Below are 25,917 nucleotides of genomic sequence, written 5' to 3'. Positions count from 1 at the left end.
ACCGCGACCGTGCGCATCAAGCTGATCGCAGTCGGATCGAAGATGCCGCGCTGGGTAGAGGACGGGTGGCAGGAGTACGCCAAGCGGATGCCGCCTGAGCTCGGTCTCGAGTTGGTAGAGATTCCGTTGAGCACCCGTGGCAAGAATGCCGACGTAGCGCGCTTGATTCGTCAGGAAGGCGAAGCGATGCTGGCGCGCGTGCAACCCGGTGAGCGGGTCGTGACCCTGGAAGTCACGGGCAAGCCCTGGAGCACGGAGCAACTGGCGACCGAGCTCGAGCGCTGGAGGCTCGATGCGCGTACCGTCAATCTCATGGTTGGCGGCCCCGAGGGGCTGGCGCCGGAGGTCTGCGCACGCAGCGAGCAACGCTGGTCGCTGTCGCCGCTGACGCTGCCGCATCCGCTGGTGCGCATCCTCATCGGCGAGCAGATTTACCGTGCCTGGACGGTCTTGTCCGGTCATCCCTATCACAAATAGCAGTTCGCAAAGCAGTCCCGATGCCGCAGCCGATTCCCCTCAAGGACCACGAAAAGGACGCCCGCCTGGTGCGTCGGCGGGTGCTTGTGGGCATCGTCGTGGTGCTGCTGCTGATGCTGGTGCTGATTGCCCGCATGTATTACCTGCAGGTCGTGCAGTACCAGCACCACTCGACGCTTTCGGAAAACAACCGGGTGCATGTGCAACCGATCCCGCCGACCCGCGGACTGATCTATGACCGTGATGGGCGGATCATCGCCGACAACCGCCCGAGCTTCAGCCTGACGGTGACCCGCGAGCGCGCTGGAGACTGGCGGCAGGTGCTGGATACGGTGGTCGAGGTGCTGCACCTCTCCCCCGAGGAGCGCGGTCTGTTCGAGAAACGGGTGCTGCAGGGGCGCCGCCCGTTCGAGCCGGTGCCGATCCTCTTCGAGCTGTCCGAAGAGCAGATCGCCCTGGTGGCGGTCAACCAGTTCCGCCTGCCGGGTGTCGAGGTCTCTGCGCAGCTGGTGCGCCACTATCCGCAGGGCGAGCACTTCGCCCATTCGGTCGGTTACGTCGGGCGCATCAACGAAGCCGAGCTCAAGGCCCTCGACCCGATCAATTACAGCGGCACGCACCACATCGGCAAGACCGGCATCGAGAAGTTCTACGAGGATGCACTGCATGGCGAGGTGGGCTACGAGGAAGTCGAAACCAATGCCCGCGGTCGCGTCCTGCGCGTGCTCAAACGCACCGATCCGGTGCCCGGGCAGGACCTGACCCTAACCCTGGATCTGGATCTGCAGGAAGCAGCCGAGGAGGCGCTGGCCGGTCGCCGAGGCGCGGTGGTCGCGTTGCAGCCCAGTACGGGCGAGGTGCTGGCGATGGTCAGCCAGCCGAGTTTCAACCCCAACCTGTTCGTCACCGGGATCAGCTTCAAGGCTTACGCCGAGCTGCGCGATTCCATCGACCGCCCGCTCTACAACCGCGTATTGCGTGGGCTCTATCCGCCCGGTTCGACGATCAAGCCGATGATGGCGATCGCCGGACTGGATTCCGGCGTCGTCACGCCGACAACCCGTGTATACGATCCGGGCTTCTTCCAGCTGCCGAACGTCAGCCACAAGTACCGGAACTGGAACCGCAGCGGGGATGGCTGGGTGGATCTGGAATATGCGATTGCCCGCTCCAACGACACCTACTTCTACGACATGGCCCACAAGATGGGCATCGACCGCATGCACGATTACATGACCCGCTTCGGTCTCGGTCAGCGGGTCGCGCTGGACATGTTCGAGGAAACCGCCGGCCTGATGCCGTCGCGTGAATGGAAGCGCGCCCGCTATCGCCAGCCTTGGTATCCCGGCGAGACGGTGATCCTCGGCATCGGCCAGGGGTACATGCAGGTCACGCCGCTGCAGCTTGCGCAGGCCACTGCCCTGATCGCCAGCAAGGGCAAGTGGATTCGCCCGCACCTGGCACGCACCATCGACGGATCGCCGCCGCACGATCCGGAACCGATGCCTGATATAGAACTGCGCGATACGCGCTTCTGGGACTATTCACGGCGTGGCATGGAGCAGGTCATGCATGGGCCGCGCGGTACCGCCAAGAAGGTCGGCGACACCGCGGTCTACCGCATCGCCGGCAAGAGCGGTACGGCGCAAGTGGTGGCCATCAAGCAGGGCGAGAAGTACGACAGCAAGAAGCTCAACGAGCGCCATCGCGACCACGCGCTGTTCGTCGGCTTTGCGCCTGCGGACAATCCGCAGATCGTCGTCGCGGTGATGGTGGAGAACGGTGAGTCCGGCTCGGGTGTCGCCGCGCCGGTCGTGAAAAAGGTCATGGATGCGTGGTTGCTCGATGAGAACGGCCAGCTCAAGCCAGAGTTCCAGCCTCCGATCAGTGCGGAGGTGCACCCCTGATGAATGGCAATTTCGACCGTAACCTGTCCAACGAAGACGTGCTGCGTCGGCGTGCCAGCTTCCTGCACCGACTGCATATCGACGGGCAGCTGCTGATCCTTCTGCTGATTCTCGGTGCCGTCGGGCTGACGGTGCTCTATTCGGCGAGCGGGAAGAGCTGGGACTTGGTCACCAAACAAGCGATTTCCTTCGGCATCGGGCTGGTAGGGATGATCATCATCGCGCAGCTCGAGCCGCGTTTCATGGCGCGCTGGGTGCCGTTGGCCTACGTCGTTGGCGTTGCGCTGCTGGTGGTGGTGGATGTCATGGGTCACAACGCGATGGGGGCGACGCGCTGGATCAACATTCCAGGAGTGATCCGCTTCCAGCCGTCGGAGTTCATGAAGATCATCATGCCCGCGACCATCGCCTGGTACCTGTCCAAGCGCAGCCTGCCGCCCAACATCAAGCACACCGCGGTCGGGCTGGCGCTGGTGGCGGTTCCCTGGGTGCTGATCCTTGCACAGCCGGATCTGGGCACCTCTCTGTTGATTCTGGCCTCCGGCGCCTTCGTGCTGTTCATCGGCGGTCTGCGCTGGCGCTGGATCATCAGTGCGGTCGCGGCGGTGGTGCCGATCGCGGTGGCAATGTGGTTCTTCGTGTTGCGCGAGTATCAGAAGCAGCGGGTGCTGACCTTTCTCGATCCGGAAAGCGATCCGCTGGGTACCGGCTGGAACATCATTCAGTCGAAGGCGGCCATCGGTTCGGGGGGCGTATTCGGCAAGGGGTGGCTTCTTGGTACACAATCGCACCTGGATTTTTTGCCCGAAAGCCATACGGACTTTATCATTGCGGTCCTTGCCGAGGAGTTCGGCATGGTCGGGGTCTGTCTGCTGTTGCTGGTCTACCTGCTGCTGATCGCGCGCGGCCTGGTCATTACCTTGCAAGCGCAGACCTTGTTCGGCAAATTGCTTGCCGGTGCGCTGACCATGACGTTCTTTGTTTACGTCTTCGTCAACATCGGTATGGTCAGCGGATTGTTGCCCGTGGTGGGCGTGCCGCTGCCGTTCATCAGTTACGGTGGCACATCGTTGGTGACCCTGCTGGCAGGGTTCGGGGTTTTGATGTCGATCCACACCCATCGCAAGTGGATCGCACAGGTTTGATAAGAGTGAATCAGTTGACCACATTACCGCGTAGCTGGATGTCTCGTGTCGCACGCGCCCTGGGGGTTGCCGCTGTCGCGGCCGTCGCCCAGCCAACCCTGGCGGCCGATTACGAAGGCGCGAAGGTTTCCGAGTTCATCGAGGAGATGACCCGCGATTACGGCTTCGCCGGCGAACAGCTGGGCGACCTGTTCAAGCAGGCCGAGCGCAAGCAGGCGATCCTCGATGCGATCTCCCGGCCGGCCGAACGCACCAAGCCCTGGAAGGAATACCGCCCGATCTTCATCACCGATTCGCGCATCGCCCAGGGCGTCGATTTCTGGCGCCAGCACGAGGAGGCGCTCAGCCGCGCCGAGACCGAATATGGCGTTCCCGCCGAAGTGATCGTCGCGATCATCGGCGTCGAGACCTTCTACGGGCGCAACACCGGCAGCTACCGCGTCATCGATGCGCTCTCCACCCTCGGCTTCGACTACCCGCCGCGTCAGCCTTTCTTCCGTCAGCAGCTCAAGGAGTTCCTGCTGCTGGTGCGCGAGGAGCAGGTCGACCCGCTGGCCCTCAAAGGCTCCTATGCCGGTGCCATGGGCCTGCCGCAGTTCATGCCTTCGAGCTTTCGCGCCTATGCCGTGGATTTCGACGGCGATGGTCGTATCGACATCTGGAACAATCCGGTCGATGCGATCGGCAGCGTGGCCAGCTATTTCAAGCAGCACGGCTGGAAAGCAGGCGAGTCCGTGGTGGCGCGGGCCAAGGTCAGCGGAGAGCGCTTCGAAGAAGGTCTGACCGAAGGGCTCGAGTCGGCCAAGAATGCCGGCGAGCTCGCCGAGCTGGGCTGGCATACCGAGAGTGCCGTACCGACCGAAACACGTGTCACCGCCTTCAGGCTGGAAGGTGCCGAGGGCGATGAGTACTGGGTCGGCTTGCCGAATTTCTACGTCATCACCCGTTACAACCGCAGCGTGATGTACGCGATGGCGGTTCACCAGCTGTCCCAGCGTCTCGCCGATGCGCGTGGAGAACAATGATGGTTGCACGCACCGTGTTGCACCTCGTCGCGCTCGGTACCAGCGTCGTGCTGCTGGCCAGCTGTTCATCCGGCCGCGCACCGCAAAGCCCGGCGCCTTCTGCCTCCAGCGGAATCAGCGGCCCGATCGATTACTCCCGGCCGAGCAAGGACGGCGCGCCCTGGTGGGACGTCGACGTATCGCGCATTCCCGATGCCACCCCCATGCCGCACTATGGTCCGGTGAAGGCCAACCCCTACACGGTGCTTGGCCAGACCTACTATCCGATTCCGGACGGCCGTCGCTATTCGGCCACCGGCACGGCCTCCTGGTACGGCACTAAGTTCCATGGTCAGGCCACGGCCAACGGCGAGAAATACGATCTCTACGGCATGAGCGCGGCGCACAAAACGTTGCCCTTGCCCAGCTACGTGAAGGTCACCAGCCTGGAAAACGGAAAAAGCGTGATATTGCGTGTGAACGATCGCGGACCTTTCTACTCCGATCGCATCATCGACCTGTCCTTCGCCGCGGCCAAGAAGCTCGGCTACGCCGAGAGCGGCACCGCTAAAGTGAAGGTCGAAGGGATCGATCCGGCCGAGTGGTGGGCCCAGCAAGGCCGCCCGGTACCGATGGTGCTGGCGCAGCCGCAAAAGGTGGCGACCCAGCCGCCGCTGACCGCCTCGATGACCCAGCCGGTCGAGAAGTACACGCCGCCGCCAGCGCAGCACGCCGCCGCGGTAGTACCTGCTCAAATCGACTCAAAAAAAAACGCTTCAGTCGCAGTCTCTGGCCTGTTTCTCCAAGTTGGCGCCTTCGCCAATCCGGACGCTGCAGAGCTGCTCAAGTCCAAGCTGAGCAGCATGGTGAGTGCCCCGGTATTCATCAGCTCAGTGACGCACAACCAGCAGGTTCTGCACCGGGTGCGACTCGGACCGATCGAAACGCCGGATGAGGCAACGCAACTGGAAGAGAGCGTACGCTTGGCCAATCTGGGCCAGCCACGCCGGGTCCAGCCGGATTAAAATCAACCTGCGGCCCCACGAGGGCCCGTTTGCCCAACTACCTTGAGAGACGGATGAATATCACCACCTTAGCGCGCCGCTTTCTTTTGCCTGCCACCCTGTTGCTGAACTCCGCTCTGGCCTCGGCAGCCGAGCCCGTCATGCCTGCCGCGCCGCAACTGGCGGCTAAGTCCTATGTCCTGATGGATGCCGCCAGCGGTCAGGTGCTGGTCGAGACCAATGGTGACGAACGCCTGCCGCCGGCGAGCCTGACCAAGCTGATGACCGCCTATATCGCCACGCTGGAGATCAACCGCGGGCAGATCAAGGAAAGCGACATGGTGCGCATCAGCGAGAAGGCCTGGCGCATGGGCGGCTCGAAGATGTTCATCGAGGTTGGCAAGGAGGTGTCGGTCGACGACCTGCTGCATGGCATCATCATCCAGTCAGGCAACGACGCCAGCGTCGCGATCGCGGAGCACATCGCCGGTAGCGAGGAAGGCTTCGCCGACATGATGAACTCCCACGCGCAACGCCTGGGCCTGTCCAACACCCACTTCGTCAACGCAACTGGCTGGCCGCACGCCGAGCATTATTCGTCGGCCAGCGACATGGCCAAGCTGGCGCGGGCGATCATCTATGAAGATCAGGCCCACTACGCCATCTACGCCCAGAAGGAATTCTTCTGGAATGGCATCAAGCAGCCGAACCGCAACCTGCTGCTGTGGCGCGACAAGACGGTCGATGGCCTGAAGACCGGCCATACCGAAGAAGCCGGCTACTGCCTGGTGGCTTCGGCCGTGCGCGACGGCATGCGCTTGATCGCGGTAGTCTTCGGAACCGTCAGCGAGCAGGCGCGGGCAGCCGAGGTGCAGAAGCTGCTGACCTACGGCTTCCGCTTCTTCGAAACCCGCACGTTCTACAAGCAGGGCACCGAGCTTGCCCAGGCACAGGTCTGGAAGGGTGAGCAGGACAAGGTCAAGGCCGGCCTGGCCCAGGACCTGACCATGACCTTGCCGAAAGGACAGCTGGAAAAGCTGGCTGCGAGCATGAACATCAATCCGCAGCTGACTGCGCCGATCGCCGCAGGCGATGTGATCGGCAAGGTCGAAGTGAAGCTGGGCGACGAGGTGGTGCAGAGCACCGACCTGATCGCGCTGGAAGCAGTCGAAGAGGGCGGGTTGTTCCGTCGCCTCTGGGACAGTCTGCGGCTGTTCTTCTTCGGCCTGTTCAACTGATCATTTCCTTGCGCGCGCCCTGGCCGACCGGGCCGGGCGCGCATGCGGATCACGAGTCCGCCTGAGAGCCATGACCGATACCGACGTACAAGCCCCGAAAATCGAATTTCCCTGCGAGCGCTACCCGATCAAGGTGATCGGCGATGCCGGCGAGGGCTTTCGCGAACTGGTCCTCGAGGTGATCGGCCGGCACGCGCCGGATCTGGACGCCTCCACCCTGGTCATGCGCGACAGCCGCAACGGTCGTTTCTTGTCCGTGCAGGTGCTGATCACCGCGACTGGCGTCGAGCAGCTGCAGGCCATCCATGTCGACCTGCGCGCCACTGGCCGCGTCCACATGGTGCTCTGATGATCGCGGTGCGCGAGCTCGGCCTGGTGGACTACGAGCCGACCTGGCAGGCGATGCAGCATTTCACCAACACCCGCGGGCCCGATACTCGCGACGAACTCTGGTTGCTCCAGCATCCGCCGGTATTCACTCAAGGCCAGGCCGGCAAGGCCGAGCATCTGCTGTTTCCCGGAGATATCCCGGTCGTGCAGGTCGATCGTGGCGGCCAGGTGACCTATCATGGGCCCGGCCAACTGGTTGGCTACCTGATGCTCGACGTGCGCCGCCTGGGTATCGGCGTGCGTGAGTTGGTCAGCCGTATCGAGCAAAGCCTGATCGCCCTTCTCGCTGAATATGATATCGAGGCTGTGGCCCGTCCCGATGCACCGGGCGTCTATGTAGGCGGTGCGAAGATCGCCTCGCTGGGTCTGCGCATTCGCAACGGACGCTCCTTTCATGGCCTGGCGCTGAACGTCGACATGGACATGGAGCCTTTCCGGCGCATCAATCCCTGTGGATACGCAGGACTGGCGATGACCCAATTGCGCGACCTGGCCGGGCCGGTCGATTTCGCCGAAGTGTGTCAGCGGCTGCGCGAGCAGCTAGTGCGGCAGCTCGGCTACGCTGAACAGAAGACCCTGACGGGCGGACTGGAAAATCTATGACAGTGGAAACCGTGGACAAGCGCCCCGCGAAAGTGGAAGCCGGCGTCAAACTGCGCGGGGCCGAGAAGGTCGCCCGCATTCCGGTGAAGATCATTCCCACCGAGGAATTGCCGAAGAAGCCCGATTGGATCCGCGTCCGCATTCCGGTATCCCCCGAGGTCGACCGCATCAAGCAACTGCTGCGCAAGCACAAGCTGCACAGCGTCTGCGAGGAAGCGTCCTGCCCGAACCTGGGCGAGTGCTTCTCTGGCGGCACCGCTACCTTCATGATCATGGGTGACATCTGCACCCGTCGCTGCCCGTTCTGCGACGTTGGCCATGGCCGGCCGAACGCACTAGACCCGGACGAGCCGAAGAACCTCGCGGTGGCCATCGCCGACCTGCGCTTGAAGTACGTGGTGATCACCTCGGTGGACCGCGACGACCTGCGTGATGGTGGCGCCCAGCATTTTGCTGACTGCCTGCGTGAGATCCGTCTTCTGAGTCCGGGCATCCAGCTCGAGACGCTGGTGCCCGATTACCGTGGGCGGATGGACGTTGCGCTTGAAATCACCGCGGCCGAGCCGCCGGACGTCTTCAACCATAACCTCGAGACGGTACCGCGGCTGTACAAGTCGTCGCGCCCCGGTTCGGATTTCGAGTGGTCGCTGGATCTGCTGCAGAAATTCAAGCAAATGGTCCCGCACGTACCGACCAAGTCGGGCCTGATGCTCGGCCTCGGCGAGACCGACGAGGAAGTCATCGAAGTCATGCAACGCATGCGCGAGCATGACATCGACATGCTGACCCTCGGCCAATACCTGCAACCGTCGCGTAACCACCTGCCGGTTCAGCGCTTCGTCCACCCGGACACCTTTGCCTGGTTCGCCGAGCAGGGCGAGCAGATGGGCTTCAAGAATGTGGCCTCGGGACCGCTGGTACGCTCGTCCTACCATGCCGACCAGCAGGCGCATGGCAACAAGATCATCTGATCGACGCGCAATGAAAAGGCGACCCTGGGGTCGCCTTTTTTGTGGGCTACAAGCCGCAAGCGGCAAGTAAAAGCGGTGATTAACCAACACCGAGTGGCACCCAAGACTCGCCTACCAGCTACCAGCTACCAGCTACCAGCTACCAGCTACCAGCTACCAGCTTACGACTGCGGTTTCTTCTCCGCACGTAAGCGGCCCAGCAATTCCTGGGTGGGATAGCCGTCGGCCGGCCAGCCCAGTTGCTGCTGGAAGCCGCGGATGGCACGGCGGGTGTTGGCACCGATGATGCCATCGGGCGTGCCGGTGTCGAAGCCTTGGCGGGTCAGGCGCTCCTGCAGCTCCAGACGCTCGGAGCGGCTCAACGGCAGCTCGCCGCGCGGCCAGCTGGCCCGGATCGCCCCCTGACCGTCGAAGTTCTGCGACAGCAGGCCTATCGCCAGGGCGTAGGACGACGAGTTGTTATAGCGCAGGATGGCGCGGAAGTTATCCATGACCACGAACGCGGGTCCGCGGTGGCCGGCTGGCAGCAGCAGGCTGGCCGAGGCCTCGTCATAGCCTTGCGGCAGGCCGGTCAGGCCAAGCGCTCGCCACTGCGCCAGCGGTTTGCGTATTTCGGCATCGGCCAACGAATAATCGAACCCCTTGGGCAGGCCCGCTTCGAAGCCCCAAGGCTGACCGTGCTTCCAGCCAGACGCCTGCAGATAATGGGCAGCGGAGGCGAGGGCATCGGGCGTGCTGGTCCAGATGTCCCTCCGGCCGTCACCGTCGAAGTCCACGGCATGGGTGTGGTAGGTGGTGGGGATGAATTGCGTCTGTCCCATCGCTCCAGCCCACGAGCCGCGCATCCGCTCGGGCGTGACGTCCCCCTCCTGGAGGATCTGCAGCGCGGCGAGCAGTTGGGCGCGGGCGAAACCTGGGCGCCGCCCTTCATGGGCCAGGGTGGCCAGCGAGCGAATCACCGACTTGTCGCCCATGATCTGACCGAAGCTGCTCTCCAGCCCCCAGATCGCGACGAGCACGTTGCGATCCACGGCGTAGCGTGCCTCGATGCCGTCAAGGGTCGCGGCGTGTTGATCGAGCAGGCGGCGGCCGCTCTGTACGCGCTGTTTCGATATGGCGCCTTCCAGGTACTCCCAGACCGGGCGAGTGAACTCCGGCTGGCTGCGGTCGGCGGCGACTACGCTGGGGTCCGGCGTCATGCCGGCGAAGGTGCGATCGAAGAGATCGGCCGATACGCCAGCGGACAGCGCCTCGTCGCGAAACTGGTCGCGCCACTGATCGAAGCTCTGCTCGATCTCGGGCACGGCCTCTTCCGGCGAAGCTGACGTCAAAGTCGAAATCGTGAGATTAGGGCGGGTAGGCTGAGATGAGTCCGTCTGCTGTAGAGGTTCTGCGGCGCAGGCCACCACCAGGCTGAAGGCAGAGGCGGCGATCAGACTGCGCAACAGCAGCACCGGGACGTAGGTGAAAAGCATGCACCACTCTCGATCGTGAGGTCGGTAGAAGACCTTATCACGCTTTGTTCTACTTGGCTTTTTCAAGCCGCCAGAAAGACCGAAGCCTCCCAGTCGTTGGACGGGGAGGCTTCGCGTCGGTAGCTGCCTTTGCCTTTTCGGGGTTGTTCCTGGCGGCTGCGGAACAGCGGTTGTGCCGCCAGTGACTTGGCCTTGTTGGGCCTTTTTCTTGGCTTGCTCATCAGGGTGTCCTGCGTTTTGGGTGGGCGCGCATCATCGACAATCGACCGGTCAATGTACAGAGGTGCCGGGTGCCGGCTGTCAGGCACCGAGCCGCTGGCCACAGAGCTGCAGGCAGAGGTTGGACAACCCGGTCCAGGGATCCCCTTCGGCCTGGCCCTTGATCTGCGCGTCGATTCGCTGGGCGTCGATCAACAGCCGGCTCCAGCGTGCGGCGCTGTGGCGCTGCAGGGCCTTGCTCACGAGGGGGCGGCGCTTGTCCCAGATCGGCGGCCGTGCCTGGCTGAACGCCCGATCCAGGGGCGTGCCCTGACTGTGTAGCAGGGCGATGTTGCCCAGAGTGCGCACTTCGCGGGCCAGCGCCCAGAGGATCACGGGTGCTTCGACACCTTCCCCGCGCAGGCCTTCGAGCATGCGCAAGGCGTGTATTGCATGTCCATTAAGCACCGCATCGATGAGGCCGAAGACGTCATAGCGAGCGCTGTCGGCGACGGCTGCCTGCACCGTGTCGACGGTCACTTGGCCATCTTCGGCGAGGAGCTTGAGTTTCTCGATCTCCTGGGCGGCAGCCAGGAGGTTGCCCTCGACCCGTGCAGCGATCAGTTCGACCGCTTCCTGGTTGGCAGCGAGTCCCGCCTGGGACAGGCGTTGGCGAATCCACTGGGGCAACTGGGCGACATCCACTGGCCAGATCTGCAGGAACTGTACTTGGGGACCTTCGATCAGTGCCTTGGCCCATTTGGTCTTCTGGGCACTGCCGTCGAGCTTGGGCAGGCTGATCAGCAGGACGGTATCTTCGGCGGGACGTGCAAGGTATTCGAGCAGGGCGGCAGTGCCCTTGTCGCCGGGCTTGCCGTTGGGAATGCGCAGTTCCAACAGGCGCTTTTCGGCGAACAGCGACAGGCTGGCGCCGGCCTCGATCAGCTGACTCCAGTCGAAGCTCGCTTCGGCATTGAATACCTGCCGTTCGCTGAAGCCCTGGGCGCGGGTGGCGGCGCGGATGGCGTCGCAGGCCTCCTGACAGAGCAGGTGCTCGTCACCGCTCACGGCATAGACAGGCGCCAGTGCTCCCTGCAGGTGCTTGGTCAGTTGGGCGGGCTGAAGTTTCATGAAGGTATGGTGCGAGCCGCCGGACGCGGCCCGCAACGGTTCACTGGATGGGCAGCTGCAGGGGCGACTGCTGCGGCTGGGACTCGAGGGCCCGACGCGCGGCGTCGCGTGCTTCGGCGTCGGCACGGGCCTTGGCCTGAGCGGTCTGCTGCAGGTGCTCGAGCTGAGCCGGTGTGACGCGCTGGATGCGCATCGCCAGTTGCTGAATCAGCTCGCGGCGCATTTCCGTGCGCAGCTGGTCCGCCTCCTGGGCGGAGCTGATCAGGTTACTTTCGTCGTGCACGTAGATGCGCTGCACTTCCACGCGGTCTTGCATCAAGAGCAGGCCGTTGCGGTCGAGAAATTCGTAATCCAGGCTGTTGGTCAGCTCGAATTCGGCGCTGCGGCCAGAGGTGTTGTAGCTCGCGGTGCGCTGGCGGCTTTGCTCGCGCGCTAGGTTGAGGCGATACGGCGACGCGTCGGTGACCCGTACGCCATTGTCCTTCAGTACACGCTCGAGCTCCTTGACGGTTTCCCCGTAGGAGTTGCGCGCCTGCACGCCGAGTTCGTCGAGCGCAAAATCGGTGGCGCCAGTGCCCCGCAGTTGAAAGCCGCATGCGCTTAGCAGCGCGGCGAAGCCCAGTACCAGCAGATTGCGTGTGATCATCTTTTGTTATCCCCTTTTGAACCGGCGCCGGGTCGGGCGCCGGTCTGGATCAGTTGGCGACGATATTGACCAGCTTGCCCGGTACCACGATGACCTTGCGGATCGTCAGCCCCTCGGTGAAGCGCACCACGTTTTCATTGGCCCGGGCCTGCGCCTCGACCGACTCACGGCTGGCGTTGGCCGCCACTTCGATCTGGCCGCGCAGTTTGCCGTTGACCTGCACCACCAGCGTCAGGCTGTCCTGCACCAGGGCGGATTCGTCGACGCTCGGCCAGGTCGCATCGATGATCGCGCCGGTCTTGCCCAACTGCTCCCAGAGCGTGTGGCAGATGTGCGGGGTGATCGGTGCGAGCAGCAGGGCGACGGTTTCCAGACCTTCCTGGAGCAGGGCGCGGTCCTGTTCGCTGGTGGACGGTGCCTTCTCCAGCACGTTCATCAGCGTCATCACCTGGGCGATGGCGGTGTTGAACTTGTGGTGCTGGCCGACGTCGACGCTGGCCTGCTTGATGGCCAGGTGGATGGCGCGGCGCACGGCCTTCTGCTCGTCGTTCAGGCTGGCGACGTCCAGCGCGCCCGGCAGGCCGGCGCTGACGTGGGCGTGGGCCAGGCGCCAGACACGGCGCAGGAAGCGGCTCGCGCCCTCGACGCCGGAATCGGACCACTCCAGGCTCATGTCTGGTGGCGAGGCGAACATCATGAACAGGCGGCAGGTGTCGGCGCCGTAGGCATCGATCATCGCCTGCGGGTCTACCCCGTTGTTCTTGGACTTGGACATCTTCTCGGTGCCGCCGATTTCCACCGGCAGCCCGTCGGTCTTCAGTCGCGCGCCGATGACCTTGGCCTTGGCGTCGCGCTCGACCTCGACGTCGGCGGGGTTGAACCAGTCCTTGCCGCCGTTCTCGGCGATGCGGTAGTAGGTCTCGGCGACCACCATGCCCTGGGTCAGCAGGTTCTTGAACGGCTCGTTGGAGCTCAGCAGACCCTCGTCGCGCATCAGCTTGTGGAAGAAGCGCGCGTAGAGCAGGTGCAGGATCGCATGCTCGATGCCGCCGATGTACTGGTCGACTGGCAGCCAGTGGTTGGCCGCGGCCGGATCGACCATGCCCTGGTCATAGTTCGGGCTGGCGTAGCGGGCGAAGTACCAGGACGACTCGACGAAGGTATCCATGGTGTCGGTTTCGCGCTTGGCCGGCGCGCCGCACTTCGGGCAGCTGCATTCGTAGAATTCCGGCATCCGCGCCAGCGGACTACCGGCGCCGTCCGGCACCACGTCTTCGGGCAGTACCACGGGCAGCTGGTCTTCGGGGACCGGTACGTCGCCGCAGGCATCGCAGTGGACGATCGGGATCGGGCAGCCCCAATAGCGCTGGCGGCTTATGCCCCAGTCGCGCAGGCGGAACTGGGTACGCGCCTGGCCGAGGCCCTTCTTCTGCAGCGCCACTTCCATGGCGTCGAAGGCGCCCTGGAAATCCAGGCCGTCGAAGTCGCCGGAGTTGATCAGCGTGCCGTGCTCGCCATAGGCGTCCTGCCAGGGCGCTGGGGTCTGGTCACCCGCGCTGGTACGCACCACCGGCTTGATCGGCAGGTCGTACTTGCTGGCGAATTCGAAGTCGCGCTCGTCGTGCGCCGGCACGGCCATCACCGCGCCCTCACCGTAGTTCATCAGCACGTAGTTGGCGACCCACACCGGCAGCAGCTCGCCGGTCAGGGGGTGCTGCACCTTCAGGGAAGTGGGCAGGCCCTTCTTTTCCTGGGTGGCGATATCGGCTTCGGCGACGCCGCCGCGCTTGCATTCATCGATGAAGGCCTGCAGCTCGGCATCGTTCTGAGCGGCGAGGGTGGCCAACGGATGTTCGGCGGCCACGGCGACATAGGTCGCGCCCATCAAGGTGTCCGGGCGAGTGGTGTAGACCTTCAGCGCGCCTTCGCTGCCGATGCTCTGCGCATCGTAGGGGAAGCTCACTTCCATGCCGCGCGACTTGCCGATCCAGTTGCGCTGCATGGTCTTGACCTGTTCCGGCCAGCCATCCAGTTCGTCGAGGCTTTCGAGCAGCTCGTCGGCGTACGCGGTGATCTTGAAGTAGTACATCGGGATTTCGCGCTTTTCGATCAGCGCGCCCGAGCGCCAGCCGCGCCCGTCGATCACCTGCTCGTTGGCCAGCACCGTCTGGTCCACCGGGTCCCAGTTCACCGTGCCGTTCTTGCGGTAGATGACGCCCTTTTCGAACAGGCGGGTGAACAGCCACTGTTCCCAGCGGTAGTAGTCCGGCTTGCAGGTGGTGACTTCACGCGACCAGTCGATCGCAAGACCCAGGCTCTTGAGCTGGGTCTTCATGTAGTCGATGTTCTCGTAGGTCCACTTGGCGGGCGCGACCTTGTTCTTCATCGCGGCGTTTTCCGCCGGCATGCCGAAGGCGTCCCAGCCCATCGGCTGCAGCACGTTTTTGCCCAGCATGCGCTGGTAGCGCGCAATCACGTCGCCGATGGTGTAGTTGCGCACGTGCCCCATGTGCAGCTTGCCGCTGGGGTAGGGGAACATCGACAGGCAATAGAAGGTGTCCTTGCCGGGCTGCTCGCTCACTTCAAAGGATTTGTTGCCATCCCAGTGGGATCGGGCGGCGGCTTCGATTTCGCGGGGCTGATACTGTTCGTGCATGGCTACTGGCATTGAGGTGAAGGCTGGCTTTGCGCGGATGCAGCGGCGACGGCATGGCCGCTCGGACCTGCCCGGCTGCAACGCAGCGGGCTGAAAGCGAAAGCATGGAAGCGCCGTAGCATACATGACCCCCCTTGGCCGAGGGAAACCCGTTTTGGCCGCTCTCCGTCTGTCGCGGCGGGCTTCGGCCAGCAGGGCCGCAGCTAAGCTTGATCTGGTGAACCGAGAAGAGGGTGATCCGGGTGAAAGAGCGACAGAGTAACGACTCCAGCCTCTATGGGCGCGTGCTGCAGCGCCTGTCGATGGCGCTGGCCGAGGTGGATCAGCACCGAGGCGATGGCGCTTCGAAAGCGACGGAGCTGGAGTTGCGTGGTTTGAGTTCGGCCGAGTTCGAATTGATCCGAGCCTACCTGCAGCGCGATTCTCAATGGCTGTCCGGCTGGCATGCCGCCGCGGAGGAACAGGCGCTGATAGCCCGTCAGGGCCAGCGCACCGGGTTCCGCGTCCCAGGCCGGCGCAGATCGGCTAAACGTGCAGTCGAGCAGGCACTGGATCCGTCGTTGTCCTGTGCGTTATGCGGAACCGAAGTCCACTGGCCCGAGCATCCGGGGGTGGCGGTCTGTTCGGCCTGTGGCTCGCAACTGTTGCGGGCCAGGCAGAAGCCAAGCCTGCACCGAGGCCACTGAGCCGCGGCGCGGCAGGGCGGACAAACGGCTATCCGCCGGGTAGAGTGCGGCGCAGAGCCTTGGAGCCGCGCCATGCCGATTCGCTACATTCTCAAGCACTTACTGATGCCGCCAGGTTGCCTGCTGCTGTTGTTGCTCGCCGGGTGGTGGCTGCGCCGCCGTGCGCCGCGACTGGCAGCACTGTGTTTTACCTTGGGCCTCGGCGGGCTGTGGATCATGAGCCTGCCGGTGACGGTGGAGTGGGCGGCGCGCGCGCTGGAAAGCCGGGCGCCCGTGTTGCAGGAGGCGCGTTGGGAAGGCCTTGCCGAGCATGCCCAGGCGATCGTGGTGCTGGGCGCCGGTCGTGAGCAGGCCGACCCGGCGTGGGGTGCGGACCAGCCGAGCCATATCGCCCTGGAACGCTTGCGTTATGCCTCGCGAATCGCCAAGGCGTCCGGGCTGCCGGTCCTGACCAGTGGCGGGTTGCACTTCGGCAAACGGCCACCGAGCGAGGCACGCATCGGCGCCGAGCTGCTCGAGCGCGACATCGGCGTCCAGGTGCGCTGGCTGGAAGAGCGCAGCCGCACCACTTGGGAAAACGCGGTATTCAGCGCGGAAATGCTCAAGGCCGAGGGCATCTCCCGGATCGTGCTCGTCACCTCCGCGCCGCACATGCCCCGCTCCCGCTGGTGCTTCGAGCAGAACGGACTGGAGGTGATCACTGCGCCCGTCGGCTTCATTGGCGTGCCCAACGAGCGGCCGCTCGGCGGCTGGCTACCCGAAGCCAAGGCCGTCTGGCAAAGCGGCATGTTGCTCAACGAAGCGGCCGGGCTGCTGATCTACCCCCTCGTCTATCCCTGAGACGGCGAGCGGCGGTCGCGCAGGTTGCACGCCAGCGTCCAGCCGAGCAGCAGCAGGCAAAGGGTGATCAACGGCCAGGAACGCCACTTCAGATAGGGCGTCAGGCCTTGCATCGGTACCACCTCGCCATACAGCACGCCCTCTTGGAAGGCCGGGATCTCTTCGGTGATCCGGCCCTGTGGGTCGATCAGCACGGTGACCCCGTTGTTGGTCGAACGGATCATCCAGCGGCCGGCCTCCAGTGCCCGCATCTGCGCCATCTGCAGGTGCTGCAGCGGGCCGATGGAGCGGCCGAACCAGGCGTCGTTGCTGACGGTGAGCAGCAGGTCGCTCTGCCGCGCCAGGCTGGCTGCGAACTCGGGATAGACCACTTCGTAGCAGATGTACGGAGCGATCCGGTAGCCCTTGCCCGTCAGCAATGACTGGTCCGGCTCGCCGCGGGCGAAATCGGACATCGGCAAATCGAAGAAGGCGATCAGCCCGCGCAACAAATCCTGCAGCGGCACGTACTCGCCGAAGGGCACCAGCTTCTGCTTCAGGTAGGTGCCTTCGCCCTCGCCGATGGCGGTGATGCCATTGTAGTAACGCAATTCGCCGCGCTCGTTGGCCTGGCGGATCGGTACCCCGGTGATCAGCGCAGCGTCACGCTCCCCGGCGACACGTTCCATCATTGCCAGATAGCCCTCGGCCTGGTCGCGCAGTACCGGTACCGCGGTTTCCGGCCAGACGATCAGGTCCACCGGCCGGCTGCGCAGCGTCATGTCGCGGTAAAGCGCCAACTGCATGTTCAGCTTGGCCGGGTCCCACTTGAGGCTCTGCTGGACGTTGCCCTGCATCAGCGCGACGGACAAAGGTGCGCCGGACGCCTCGGTCCAGTCATGGCCTTTCAGGCCCAGGGCCACCAGCCAGGGCGCCAGCAGCACGGCCAGGGCCGTTGCCAGCATCGCCTTGTTTCGACGCAGTTGCTCAAGGTTGACCAGCAGCGCCGCGCTGAGCGCCAGGACGAAGGTGATCAGCCAGACGCCGGCCAGCGGAGCGAGTCCGGCGAGGGGGCCGTCGAGCTGGCTGTAGCCGCCGTAAAGCCAGGGGAAGCCGGTGAGAAACCAGCCGCGGAAAGCATCCATCGCCAGCCACAGCGCGGCGAAGCCGAAGGCGTCGGCCAGCGGCGAATCGTTGCGGCGCAGCCAGCGCGCCCAGAGCCAGCCCGACAGGGCAAGAAACAGCGCAAGGCCGGCGACGAAACCGAGGGTCAGCAGGCCGGCCAGCGGCGGCGAGGCGGCCCCGAAATCATGAATGCTGACATAGACCCAGCTGACGCCCGAGAGGAACAGGCCGAAGCCATAGCACCAGCCGCGTGCCGCCGCTTGAGCGGGCGTGGTGTGGCGCTGGCCGAGGTAATACAGGGCGATCGACAGCAGGGCCAGCGGCCAGATGCCGAATGGTGCCAGCGACAGCGTGGTAAGGGCGCCGGCGGCAAGCGCAATCAGATTGCCTTGCCAGCCGGGACGGGTAATCCAGCGCATCGGTGTTCCTCGAAAACAGGAGGCCGCCGAGGCTATCGGCAGCGGTGCCCGGCGGCAAGTGCCGGGCAGCGGCGGGTCGCGTCAGGCCTCGAGCCGGCTCAGGCGCAGCAGGTGCACGCGGCGGCTGTCGGCGTTGAGCACGCGAAAGCGGAAGCCGTCTATCTCGATGATCTCGTTGCGCTTGGGCAGGTGACCGAAGGCGTTCATCACCAGCCCGGCGACGGTGTCGAACTCGTCGTCGGGGAAGCTTGCGCCGAAGAATTCGTTGAAGCTCTCGATCGGCGTGAGGGCCTTGATCAGGAAGTCGCCGCTGGGCAGCGGTCGGATGTGGCTGTCTTCCTCGACGTCGTGCTCGTCCTCGATGTCGCCGACGATCTGCTCAAGCACGTCCTCGATGGTCACCAGGCCCGCCACGCCGCCGTACTCATCGATGACGATGGCCATGTGGTTGTGGTTGGCGCGAAATTCGCGAAGCAGCACGTTGAGGCGTTTGGACTCCGGCACGAAGGTGGCCGGACGAAGCAGGTCCTTGATGCTGAAGCTGGCGAGCTGGTCGTCTTGCAGGATCAGCGGCAACAGATCCTTGGCCAGCAGCACGCCGATCACATCGTCTAGGCTCTCGCCCACCACCGGGTAGCGCGAGTGGGCCGCGCTGATCACGGCCGGAAGGAAATCCTTGGGGGATTGATCGACGCGGATGCTGATCACTTGGGAGCGCGGCACCATGATGTCGCGGACTTGCAGGTCCGCGACCTGAATCGCACCTTCGACGATGGCCAGCGCTTCGCTGTCGAGTAGTTTGTTCTGATGGGCTTCGCGGAGGATTTCCAGGAGTTCCTGGCGGTTTTTCGGCTCGTGGGCAAAGGCGTGGGTGAGTTTTCCCAGCCAGGACCTATGCCCGCTGCTCGATTGATCTTCGCTCATGTGGTTCGACTCGAAAGTCCTTGCAGTTGACCTGAGTGTTCAGGGTTGGTCGTCATAGGGATCGGGGTGGCCCAGTTCTGCCAGCAATTGGCGTTCCAGGTCTTCCATCTCCTGGGCTTCGGCATCGTCGATATGATCGTAGCCGAGAAGATGAAGGCAGCCATGGATGACCATGTGCGCCCAATGGGCCTCGGGCTGCTTGTTCTGTTCACGCGCTTCGCGCTCGACCACCGGGACGCAGATTACCAGGTCGCCGAGCAGCGGAATGTCCAGCAACGGTTCCCCGTCCGGCCCGTCGGGCAGGTCTGCTGGAAAGGAAAGCACATTGGTCGCGTAATCCTTGTGACGCCAGGTGCGATTGAGTTCGCGCCCTTCGTCTTCGTCCACCAGACGGATGGTCAGCTCCGAGTCGCCGCTGCGCTGGCGCAGCGCCATTTCGCACCAGCAATGAAACTGTTCATCGCTGGGTGCTGGCGCCTCGGTGGCGCGCTGCAGGTCGAGCTCAATCACCGGCAGGTTCCTGGCGGGAAGCCTTTCGCGGCTGCGGCTGGTTTTCGAACGCCTCGTAGGCTTCGACGATGCGTTGCACCAACGGATGACGCACCACGTCCTTGGGCTGGAAATGGGTGAAGCTGATGCCGTTGACGTCGCGCAGTACATCGATGACGTGCGACAAACCCGACTTGGTGCCGCGCGGCAGGTCGACCTGGGTGATGTCGCCGGTGATCACCGCGGTGGAGCCGAAGCCGATGCGGGTGAGGAACATCTTCATCTGCTCGAGGGTGGTGTTCTGGCTTTCGTCGAGGATGATGAAGCTGTCGTTCAGCGTGCGGCCGCGCATGTAGGCCAGCGGGGCGATCTCGATCACCTGCTTCTCGATGAGCCTGGCCACATGTTCGAAACCGAGCATCTCATAGAGCGCGTCGTACAGGGGGCGCAGATAGGGGTCGATCTTCTGTGCCAGATCGCCGGGCAAGAATCCGAGCTTCTCGCCAGCCTCGACCGCCGGCCGCACCAGCAGGATGCGTCGCACCTGCTCGCGTTCCAGCGCATCGACGGCACAGGCGACCGCCAGGTAGGTCTTGCCGGTACCGGCCGGGCCGATACCGAAGTTGATGTCGTTATCGAGGATCGATTTGACGTAGCGCTGCTGATTCGCGCCGCGCGGGCGTATGCCGCCCTTGCGCGTTCGCAGCGTCACGCCCTGGTCGGACCGGGGATTGGCCAGGTCTTCCATGCCCGATTCCTGCAGATACAGGTGCACCAGATCAGGGGAGAGCTCGGCGCTCTTGGTCTCGCGATACAGGCGCTTGAGCAGGTGTTCGGCGGATTTCGCCACGGCGCTCGGGCCGACCAGTTCGAACTGGTTGCCACGGTTGCGGATCTCGATCGACAGGCGCTGTTCAATCAGGCGCAGATGTTCGTCGAACTGTCCGCAGAGGTTGGCGAAACGGTTGGCCTCGAAGGGTTCGAGGGTGAAGCGATGGGGTTCTATGGCTGTATTCAATGGGTATGAGGGCCGCCAGTCGGCAGGGCTATGAGTCGGAAGAATAGCGCCAGGCGCCCGCGCATGAAAGTGCGAGCGCCCGCGTCGGTCAGTGCAGCACCCCGTCGAGCAGTGTGCCGCGCAGCGAATGGGGCAGCGCGTCATCGATGTGGACGTTGACGAACTGTCCGATCAACCGGGGGTTATCGCAGCGAAAATTCACGATACGGTTGTGCTCGGTGCGGCCGGAAAGCATGCCGGGGTCTTTTTTAGAGTAGTCGGTAACCAGAATACGCTGTGTGGTCCCGACCATCCGTCGACTATTTTCGAAACCCTGCTGATTGATGCGCTGCTGCAGGATCGCCAGGCGCTGCTTTTTCACCGCCTCCGGGGTGTCGTCTACCAGATCCGCAGCCGGCGTGCCGGGGCGGGCGCTGTAGACGAAGGAGTAGGAAAAGTCGAAACCGACGTCCTCGATCAGCTTCATGGTCTGTTCGAAATCCTTGTCGGTCTCGCCGGGGAAGCCAACGATGAAGTCCGAGCTGATCAGGATGTCGGGCACCGCCGCCTTGAGCTTGCGGATGCGCGATTTGTATTCCAGTGCCGTGTGGTTGCGCTTCATCGCCGCGAGGATGCGATCGGAGCCGGCCTGCACCGGGAGATGCAGGTATTTGACCAGTTCCGGGACTTCCGCGTGGGCCTGGATCAGCGAGTCGGAGAACTCCAGTGGATGCGAGGTGGTGTAGCGGATGCGGTCGATGCCATCGATCGCTGCGACCACGCGGATCAGTTCGGCCAGATCGGCGGTGCGACCGTCATGAGTCTCGCCGCGATAGCCGTTGACGTTCTGCCCGAGCAGGGTGACTTCGCGCACGCCGTTTTCGGCCAGGTGGATCACTTCGGCGAGGATGTCGTCGAAAGGCCGGCTGACTTCCTCGCCTCGGGTGTAAGGCACCACGCAGAAGGTGCAATACTTGCTGCAACCTTCCATCACCGAAACGAAGGCGGTGGGGCCGTCGACCCGCGGCTCGGGGAGTCGGTCGAACTTCTCGATCTCGGGGAAAGAGATATCGACCTGGGGCTGACGGGTGCTGCGCGCCGCGTCGATCATTTCTGGCAACCGGTGCAGGGTTTGCGGCCCGAACACCACATCCACGTAGGGCGCGCGGTCGCGGATGGCCGCACCTTCCTGGCTGGCGACGCAACCGCCCACGCCGATCACCAGTTGCGGGTTTTCCAGTTTCAATTCACGCCAGCGGCCGAGCTGCGAGAAGACCTTTTCCTGGGCCTTCTCCCGGATCGAGCAGGTATTGAGGAGAATCACGTCCGCATCGGCCGGATTTTCGGTGACTTCCAGGGCCTGATGCTCGCCCAGCAGATCCACCATGCGCGAGCTGTCGTACTCGTTCATCTGGCAACCGTGGGTTTCGATGTAAAGCTTGCGGGTCATGTTACGGGCCGGCGTTGTGCAAAAAATGACCGGCGATTATATGCTTCGGGCCGGGCGGGGGAAAGCGCCAGACGAGAGTGGCGCGCGTCAGCGGTGCAGCGGGGAATTGCTCTCGGCGGTCTGCAGGTCCAGCAGGTAATCGCGAAAGATCTGCCCAAGCACCTGGGTGGCGATTTCCAGCTCGTCGCGACGCATCTGGGCCGAGACCCGGTCGGCGGTATCCAGGGCCTCTTCGTCGCCGTTCACGGCGGCCATCTTCAGGACGATATAGGCCTGCACATTGTTGGCCTGCACACCTTCGCCGCGAAAGAACATCACGCCCAAACGGTGCTGCGCCAACGCATGGCCTCGCAGGGAGGCCTGCTCGAACCAGTAGAGTGCTTTGGGCAGGTCGCGCGGTGCGCGGCGGCCGTCATAGTGGAATTCGCCCAGTTCATAGGCCGCTTGCATGTCGCCGTCACTGGCCGCCTGCTGGCAGGCACGCAGGGCTTCGGGCAGTTCTTCGGGCAGGGTGTTCAGCGCACAGCGGGCAGTCGCCGGGATCAGCAGGGAGTTACCGCCCGCCAAACTCAGCAGGGGCAATAGAAGCAGCAGGCAGCCCAGGGACAGGTTGCGGCCGGTGCGGATCATGAATCAGGACGCCTCGAGGATCTGGGCGGAACAAGGCCGGCAAGGCTCGCCGACTCCTGCATTATGGATAAGCTACAGCCGCCTTACAAAGGCTTTCCGGGTCCAAATTCCGTTTCAGTCGGGATATACGGCTTTTTTCGACGAGATACCGCTTGTTAGCTCCCTCAGCAGCCAGGCCAGTAGGGGGCAGGCGGCCGCAAGGATCAGCAATTGCCACTCTATCAACGGATTCTTGACCAGTGGTGTCGAGGCCAGCAACAAGGCGCCGGCGATCAAGGCTGCCGCCACTCTGCGAGGCGCCGCCAGCGACAAGAGGCCCGCATAAACCAGCAGCAGCGCGCTGGCGAGGAACAGTCCCAGCGCGTAGGGCTCGTTCCAGCGCAGCTGTCGCGCCAACTCGAAGAATACGCACAGCCCCAGCAGAACGCGGCCCCAGGTCGGGCGGCTCCACTGCCAGCCGCGCGCCAGGCTCAGTGCCGCCGTGGCGATCAGCGGCACGCCAAGCATCTGGCTGGCCTGCTGTAGCCAGTCGCGCGCACCGGCGGTCGGCGCAAGGGAGGCAAGATCGGAGGCTGCGAGCAGTCCCGTTGCGGCCAGCAACCCGAAGCCGAGCTGAGCGCAGAACAACGCCGCCCTGTCGCCATCCGTTGCGCCGTGCGCACGTACCAGCAAAACCAGGGCGAACAGCGCGCCTGCGCTCAGCAGGCAGGCCTGAAGCAGCTGGCTCATTTGAGGCGAGCGAAGGCGCGCTCGGCGGCATCCAGGGTGAGCTTCAGCTCGGCATCGCCATGGGCGATCGAGGTGAAGCCTGCCTCGAACGCGCTGGGCGCGAGGTAGACACCGCCTTCGAGCATCAGGTGGAAGAAACGCTTGAAGCGCTCGGCATCCGAACCCATCACGTCGGCGAAGGTGACGATGTCGCGGGCTTCGGTGAAATAGAGTCCGAACATGCCGCCGACCTGGGTCGTGACGAACGGGATACCGGCCGCGTCGGCGCGCTGGCGCAGGCCGTCGAGCATCCGCCGGGTGTAGTCCTCGAGTTCGTCGTGGAAGCCTGGGCGGCTGATCAGCTCCAGCGTGGTCAGGCCGGCCGCCATGGCCAGTGGGTTGCCCGACAGCGTACCGGCCTGGTAGACCGGGCCTAGCGGCGCGATTCTCTCCATGATCTCGCGCTTGCCGCCGAAGCAGCCGACCGGCATGCCGCCGCCGATGATCTTGCCGAAGGTCGAGAGGTCGGGCGTCACGCCATAGCGCGCCTGGGCGCCGCCGAGGGCCACCCGGAAGCCGGTCATGACTTCGTCGAAGATCAGTACCACGCCGTGTTGGTCGCAGAGGCTGCGCAGCCCTTCGAGGAAGCCGGGCGCCGGCGGAACGCAATTCATGTTGCCGGCCACCGGCTCGACGATGATGCAGGCCACCTGGTCGCCCTTGGTGGCCAGGGTTGCTTCGACTTCGGCCAGGTCGTTGTAGGCCAGGGTCAGCGTGTGCTTGGCGAAGTCCGCCGGCACGCCGGCCGAACTGGGCACGCCTTGGGTCAGGGCGCCGGAACCGGCCTTGACCAGCAGGCTGTCGGAGTGGCCGTGGTAGCAGCCCTCGAACTTGATGATGGCGTCGCGCCCGGTATAGCCGCGGGCGAGGCGGATGGCGCTCATGGTGGCTTCGGTGCCGGAGCTGACCATGCGCACCATTTCCATGGACGGCACCAGGCGGCAGACCCGCTCCGCCATTTCGGTTTCCATGGCAGTAGGGGCACCGTAGGACAGACCATGGTCGAGCTGGCGGCGCACCGCCTCGATCACCTGCGGATGGCTATGGCCGAGGATCATCGGCCCCCAGGAGCCCACGTAGTCGACATAGCGCTTGTCGTCTTCATCGACGACATAGGCGCCTTCGGCGTGCTTGAAGAACAGAGGGGTACCGCCGACGCTGCGGAATGCGCGGACCGGCGAGTTCACCCCGCCCGGAATGTGGGTCTGGGCATTGGCGAAGAGGGTTTCGGAACGGGACATGAGGGCCTCTTTAGGTTCGGTCAGGCTGGGGCGAACAGCGCGCTGAACGCGCGGGCACGCTGCTCCACCTCGGCGGCGCTGGGCGCGGAAAACAGGTCGTGAATTACGGCGATCAGGCTTGCGCCGCTGGCGATCAGATGGGGAGCGGTTTCGAGGGTAATGCCGCCGATGGCGACGATCGGCACGCTGAAACGCGCACGGGCCTGCTCGAGCAGTTCGCCGGTGGCCAGTGCTTCGCCGGGTTTGGTGAAGGAGTTGAAGAAGCGGCCGAAGGCAACGTAGCTGGCGCCTTCGCGGATCGCCTGCTCGGCGAGTTCGGGCTTCGCATGGCAAGTCGAGCCGATGATCGCCTGGCGACCGAGCAGGGCGCGAGCCGGCGACAGATGGCCATCGTCCTGGCCCAGGTGCAAACCGACGCCCAGGCGCGCGGCCAGTTCGAGGTCGTCGTTGATGATCAGCTGGGCGCCGTAGCGCGCACACAGATCGCGCAGCGCTTCGGCTTCGCGCAGGCGCCGTGCATCGTCGCCGGTCTTGTCCCGGTATTGCAGTAGCCGGGCACCACCTTTGAGGGCGGCTTCGACATAGGGCAGCAGCCGGCCGCCGGCCAGCAGCTGGGTATCGGTAATGGCGTAGAGGCCGCGTAGCGATGGGCTCATCGGTCGACGCTCCGGTCAGAGTGAGTCGAGGGGCAGGCGGCGCGGAATGTACTGGCCGTGGCCGGGGGCTTCGGCATCGCGCAAGGTCCGCCAGGTATAGTCCAGGGCGCTGCGTACCGCGCTGGGCAGGTCCTGTCCCAGCGCCAGACGGCCGGCAAGCGCGCTGGCCAGCGTGCAGCCGGAGCCGTGATAGCTGCCCGGCAAACGCTGGCAGTTGTAGCTGTGGCGGCTGCCGTCGCGGGAGTAGAGACGGTTGACCACTTCTTCCTCGTCGCCGTGGCCGCCGGTGATCAACAGGTGGCGAACGTGCGGCAACAGCCGCTCTGCACATTCGTCCGGGCTGCCGTCGGGCAGTTCGGCGAGGATGCGTGCCTCGGGCAGGTTCGGCGTGGCGATGGTAGAGACCGGCAGCAGTTGTTCACGCAGGGCATAACCCACGTCGTCCTTGCCGAGTGCGCCGCCACCGCCGGCACGCAGCACCGGGTCGCAGACCAGCGGGACGCCGGGCAGCTTCTGCATGATTTCCAGCACGGTGGCGACCATCTCGACGGAGCCGAGCATGCCCAGCTTGACCGCGGCCACCGGCAGGTCGGCGATCACGGCGTCGGCCTGGGCGATGACCCAGGCGCGGTCCAATACACGAAAGTCGGAGACGTTGACGGTGTCCTGCACGGTGAGTGCGGTCACCGCCGGCGCCGCATGGCAGCCCTGGGCAATGAGGGCTTCGATGTCCGCCTGCAGACCGGCACCGCCACTGGGATCGTGGCCGGACAAGCAGAGGACGACGGGACGGGAACTAGGCGTTTTCATGGCGTGCGAGCTTATCACCAAACCGTCAGCACGGCTCGCGGCCGATGATCGCGGGCGT

At 64.4% G+C, this 25,917-nt stretch carries 26 protein-coding genes; 11 read left to right on the top strand and 15 right to left on the bottom strand.

The window, feature by feature from the left end; genetic code table 11:
- Positions 1-9 precede the first annotated feature (9 nt).
- The 9 genes from rlmH to lipA all read left to right on the top strand — a co-directional run bounded on the left by rlmH (position 10) and on the right by lipA (position 8,739).
- On the top strand, positions 10-477 hold the full coding sequence (gene rlmH, locus G7026_RS09055; protein ID WP_181070446.1) for a 23S rRNA (pseudouridine(1915)-N(3))-methyltransferase RlmH: 468 nt from the start codon (positions 10-12) through the stop codon (positions 475-477).
- 20 nt (positions 478-497) lie between these two features.
- Entirely contained in the window at positions 498-2,384 is a 1,887-nt protein-coding gene (mrdA, locus tag G7026_RS09050) for a penicillin-binding protein 2 (RefSeq protein ID WP_181070445.1), read from the top strand.
- The gene (gene rodA, locus G7026_RS09045) at positions 2,384-3,529 is read left to right on the top strand and encodes a rod shape-determining protein RodA (protein ID WP_258190218.1); all 1,146 of its coding nucleotides are present in this window, start codon (positions 2,384-2,386) and stop codon (positions 3,527-3,529) included. The genes mrdA and rodA overlap by 1 nt, the downstream gene beginning before the upstream one ends.
- Positions 3,530-3,567: 38 nt before the next feature.
- Entirely contained in the window at positions 3,568-4,554 is a 987-nt protein-coding gene (mltB, locus tag G7026_RS09040; protein ID WP_181070770.1) for a lytic murein transglycosylase B, read from the top strand.
- The gene (locus tag G7026_RS09035) at positions 4,554-5,558 is read left to right on the top strand and encodes a septal ring lytic transglycosylase RlpA family protein (protein ID WP_258190217.1); all 1,005 of its coding nucleotides are present in this window, start codon (positions 4,554-4,556) and stop codon (positions 5,556-5,558) included. The genes mltB and G7026_RS09035 overlap by 1 nt, the downstream gene beginning before the upstream one ends.
- Positions 5,559-5,611: 53 nt before the next feature.
- The gene (locus tag G7026_RS09030; protein WP_181070443.1) at positions 5,612-6,775 is read left to right on the top strand and encodes a D-alanyl-D-alanine carboxypeptidase family protein; all 1,164 of its coding nucleotides are present in this window, start codon (positions 5,612-5,614) and stop codon (positions 6,773-6,775) included.
- Between the two features lie 70 nt (positions 6,776-6,845).
- Positions 6,846-7,124: a DUF493 domain-containing protein gene (locus tag G7026_RS09025; RefSeq protein WP_181070442.1), complete on the top strand. Its 279-nt coding sequence runs from the start codon at positions 6,846-6,848 to the stop codon at positions 7,122-7,124.
- A complete protein-coding gene (gene lipB, locus G7026_RS09020) occupies positions 7,124-7,768 on the top strand; it encodes a lipoyl(octanoyl) transferase LipB (protein WP_181070441.1) in 645 nt (214 codons plus the stop codon). Before G7026_RS09025 ends, lipB begins: the two co-directional genes overlap by 1 nt.
- Positions 7,765-8,739 carry a lipoyl synthase gene (lipA, locus tag G7026_RS09015; protein WP_181070439.1) on the top strand — a complete coding sequence of 325 codons (975 nt, stop codon included), beginning with the start codon at positions 7,765-7,767 and terminating at the stop codon, positions 8,737-8,739. Before lipB ends, lipA begins: the two co-directional genes overlap by 4 nt.
- A gap of 161 nt (positions 8,740-8,900) precedes the next feature.
- On the opposite strand, the gene G7026_RS09010 is transcribed toward lipA, so the two are convergent.
- The 5 genes from G7026_RS09010 to leuS all read right to left on the bottom strand — a co-directional run bounded on the left by G7026_RS09010 (position 8,901) and on the right by leuS (position 14,845).
- Complete coding sequence (locus tag G7026_RS09010) at positions 8,901-10,214, bottom strand: lytic murein transglycosylase (RefSeq protein ID WP_181070437.1); 1,314 nt, start codon at positions 10,212-10,214, stop codon at positions 8,901-8,903.
- A gap of 62 nt (positions 10,215-10,276) precedes the next feature.
- A complete protein-coding gene (gene arfA / locus G7026_RS09005; protein WP_181070436.1) occupies positions 10,277-10,435 on the bottom strand; it encodes an alternative ribosome rescue factor ArfA in 159 nt (52 codons plus the stop codon).
- A gap of 79 nt (positions 10,436-10,514) precedes the next feature.
- Positions 10,515-11,543, bottom strand: a complete 1,029-nt coding sequence (holA, locus tag G7026_RS09000) for a DNA polymerase III subunit delta (protein WP_181070434.1) — start codon at positions 11,541-11,543, stop codon at positions 10,515-10,517.
- A gap of 40 nt (positions 11,544-11,583) precedes the next feature.
- On the bottom strand, positions 11,584-12,189 hold the full coding sequence (locus G7026_RS08995) for an LPS-assembly lipoprotein LptE (RefSeq protein WP_181070432.1): 606 nt from the start codon (positions 12,187-12,189) through the stop codon (positions 11,584-11,586).
- A 49-nt stretch (positions 12,190-12,238) separates the two neighbouring features.
- On the bottom strand, positions 12,239-14,845 hold the full coding sequence (gene leuS, locus G7026_RS08990; RefSeq protein WP_181070430.1) for a leucine--tRNA ligase: 2,607 nt from the start codon (positions 14,843-14,845) through the stop codon (positions 12,239-12,241).
- A 284-nt stretch (positions 14,846-15,129) separates the two neighbouring features.
- Here leuS and G7026_RS08985 point away from each other — a divergent pair, with 284 nt between their 5' ends.
- Complete coding sequence (locus G7026_RS08985; protein WP_181070769.1) at positions 15,130-15,531, top strand: hypothetical protein; 402 nt, start codon at positions 15,130-15,132, stop codon at positions 15,529-15,531.
- Positions 15,532-15,603: 72 nt separating this feature from the next.
- Entirely contained in the window at positions 15,604-16,371 is a 768-nt protein-coding gene (locus G7026_RS08980; RefSeq protein ID WP_181070429.1) for a YdcF family protein, read from the top strand.
- On the opposite strand, the gene lnt is transcribed toward G7026_RS08980, so the two are convergent.
- The 10 genes from lnt to G7026_RS08930 form a co-directional block, all read right to left on the bottom strand.
- Positions 16,362-17,894, bottom strand: a complete 1,533-nt coding sequence (gene lnt, locus G7026_RS08975) for an apolipoprotein N-acyltransferase (protein ID WP_181070427.1) — start codon at positions 17,892-17,894, stop codon at positions 16,362-16,364. The genes G7026_RS08980 and lnt overlap by 10 nt on opposite strands.
- Before the next feature lie 81 nt (positions 17,895-17,975).
- Positions 17,976-18,818: an HlyC/CorC family transporter gene (locus G7026_RS08970; protein WP_181070426.1), complete on the bottom strand. Its 843-nt coding sequence runs from the start codon at positions 18,816-18,818 to the stop codon at positions 17,976-17,978.
- A gap of 39 nt (positions 18,819-18,857) precedes the next feature.
- Positions 18,858-19,328 carry an rRNA maturation RNase YbeY gene (gene ybeY / locus G7026_RS08965; RefSeq protein ID WP_308811772.1) on the bottom strand — a complete coding sequence of 157 codons (471 nt, stop codon included), beginning with the start codon at positions 19,326-19,328 and terminating at the stop codon, positions 18,858-18,860.
- On the bottom strand, positions 19,321-20,325 hold the full coding sequence (locus G7026_RS08960) for a PhoH family protein (protein ID WP_181070425.1): 1,005 nt from the start codon (positions 20,323-20,325) through the stop codon (positions 19,321-19,323). Before G7026_RS08960 ends, ybeY begins: the two co-directional genes overlap by 8 nt.
- Positions 20,326-20,413: 88 nt before the next feature.
- Positions 20,414-21,754, bottom strand: a complete 1,341-nt coding sequence (gene miaB / locus G7026_RS08955) for a tRNA (N6-isopentenyl adenosine(37)-C2)-methylthiotransferase MiaB (RefSeq protein WP_181070423.1) — start codon at positions 21,752-21,754, stop codon at positions 20,414-20,416.
- 87 nt (positions 21,755-21,841) lie between these two features.
- Positions 21,842-22,384, bottom strand: coding sequence for a tetratricopeptide repeat protein (locus G7026_RS08950; protein WP_181070421.1), 543 nt, complete (start codon positions 22,382-22,384; stop codon positions 21,842-21,844).
- 114 nt (positions 22,385-22,498) lie between these two features.
- A complete protein-coding gene (locus G7026_RS08945; protein WP_181070420.1) occupies positions 22,499-23,113 on the bottom strand; it encodes a hypothetical protein in 615 nt (204 codons plus the stop codon).
- Positions 23,110-24,393: a glutamate-1-semialdehyde 2,1-aminomutase gene (gene hemL / locus G7026_RS08940; RefSeq protein WP_181070418.1), complete on the bottom strand. Its 1,284-nt coding sequence runs from the start codon at positions 24,391-24,393 to the stop codon at positions 23,110-23,112. Before hemL ends, G7026_RS08945 begins: the two co-directional genes overlap by 4 nt.
- Before the next feature lie 20 nt (positions 24,394-24,413).
- Positions 24,414-25,049 (bottom strand): thiamine phosphate synthase, encoded by a 636-nt coding sequence (gene thiE / locus G7026_RS08935; protein WP_181070417.1) that lies wholly within the window; start codon positions 25,047-25,049, stop codon positions 24,414-24,416.
- Positions 25,050-25,064: 15 nt separating this feature from the next.
- Positions 25,065-25,859: a hydroxymethylpyrimidine/phosphomethylpyrimidine kinase gene (locus G7026_RS08930; RefSeq protein WP_181070415.1), complete on the bottom strand. Its 795-nt coding sequence runs from the start codon at positions 25,857-25,859 to the stop codon at positions 25,065-25,067.
- Positions 25,860-25,917: the final 58 nt, after the last annotated feature.

The organism is Stutzerimonas azotifigens, from assembly GCF_013522725.1.
GTDB lineage: Bacteria > Pseudomonadota > Gammaproteobacteria > Pseudomonadales > Pseudomonadaceae > Stutzerimonas > Stutzerimonas azotifigens_A.
The sequence above is the reverse complement of the archived record's forward strand: the minus strand, read 5'-3'. Positions and strand labels throughout refer to the sequence as shown.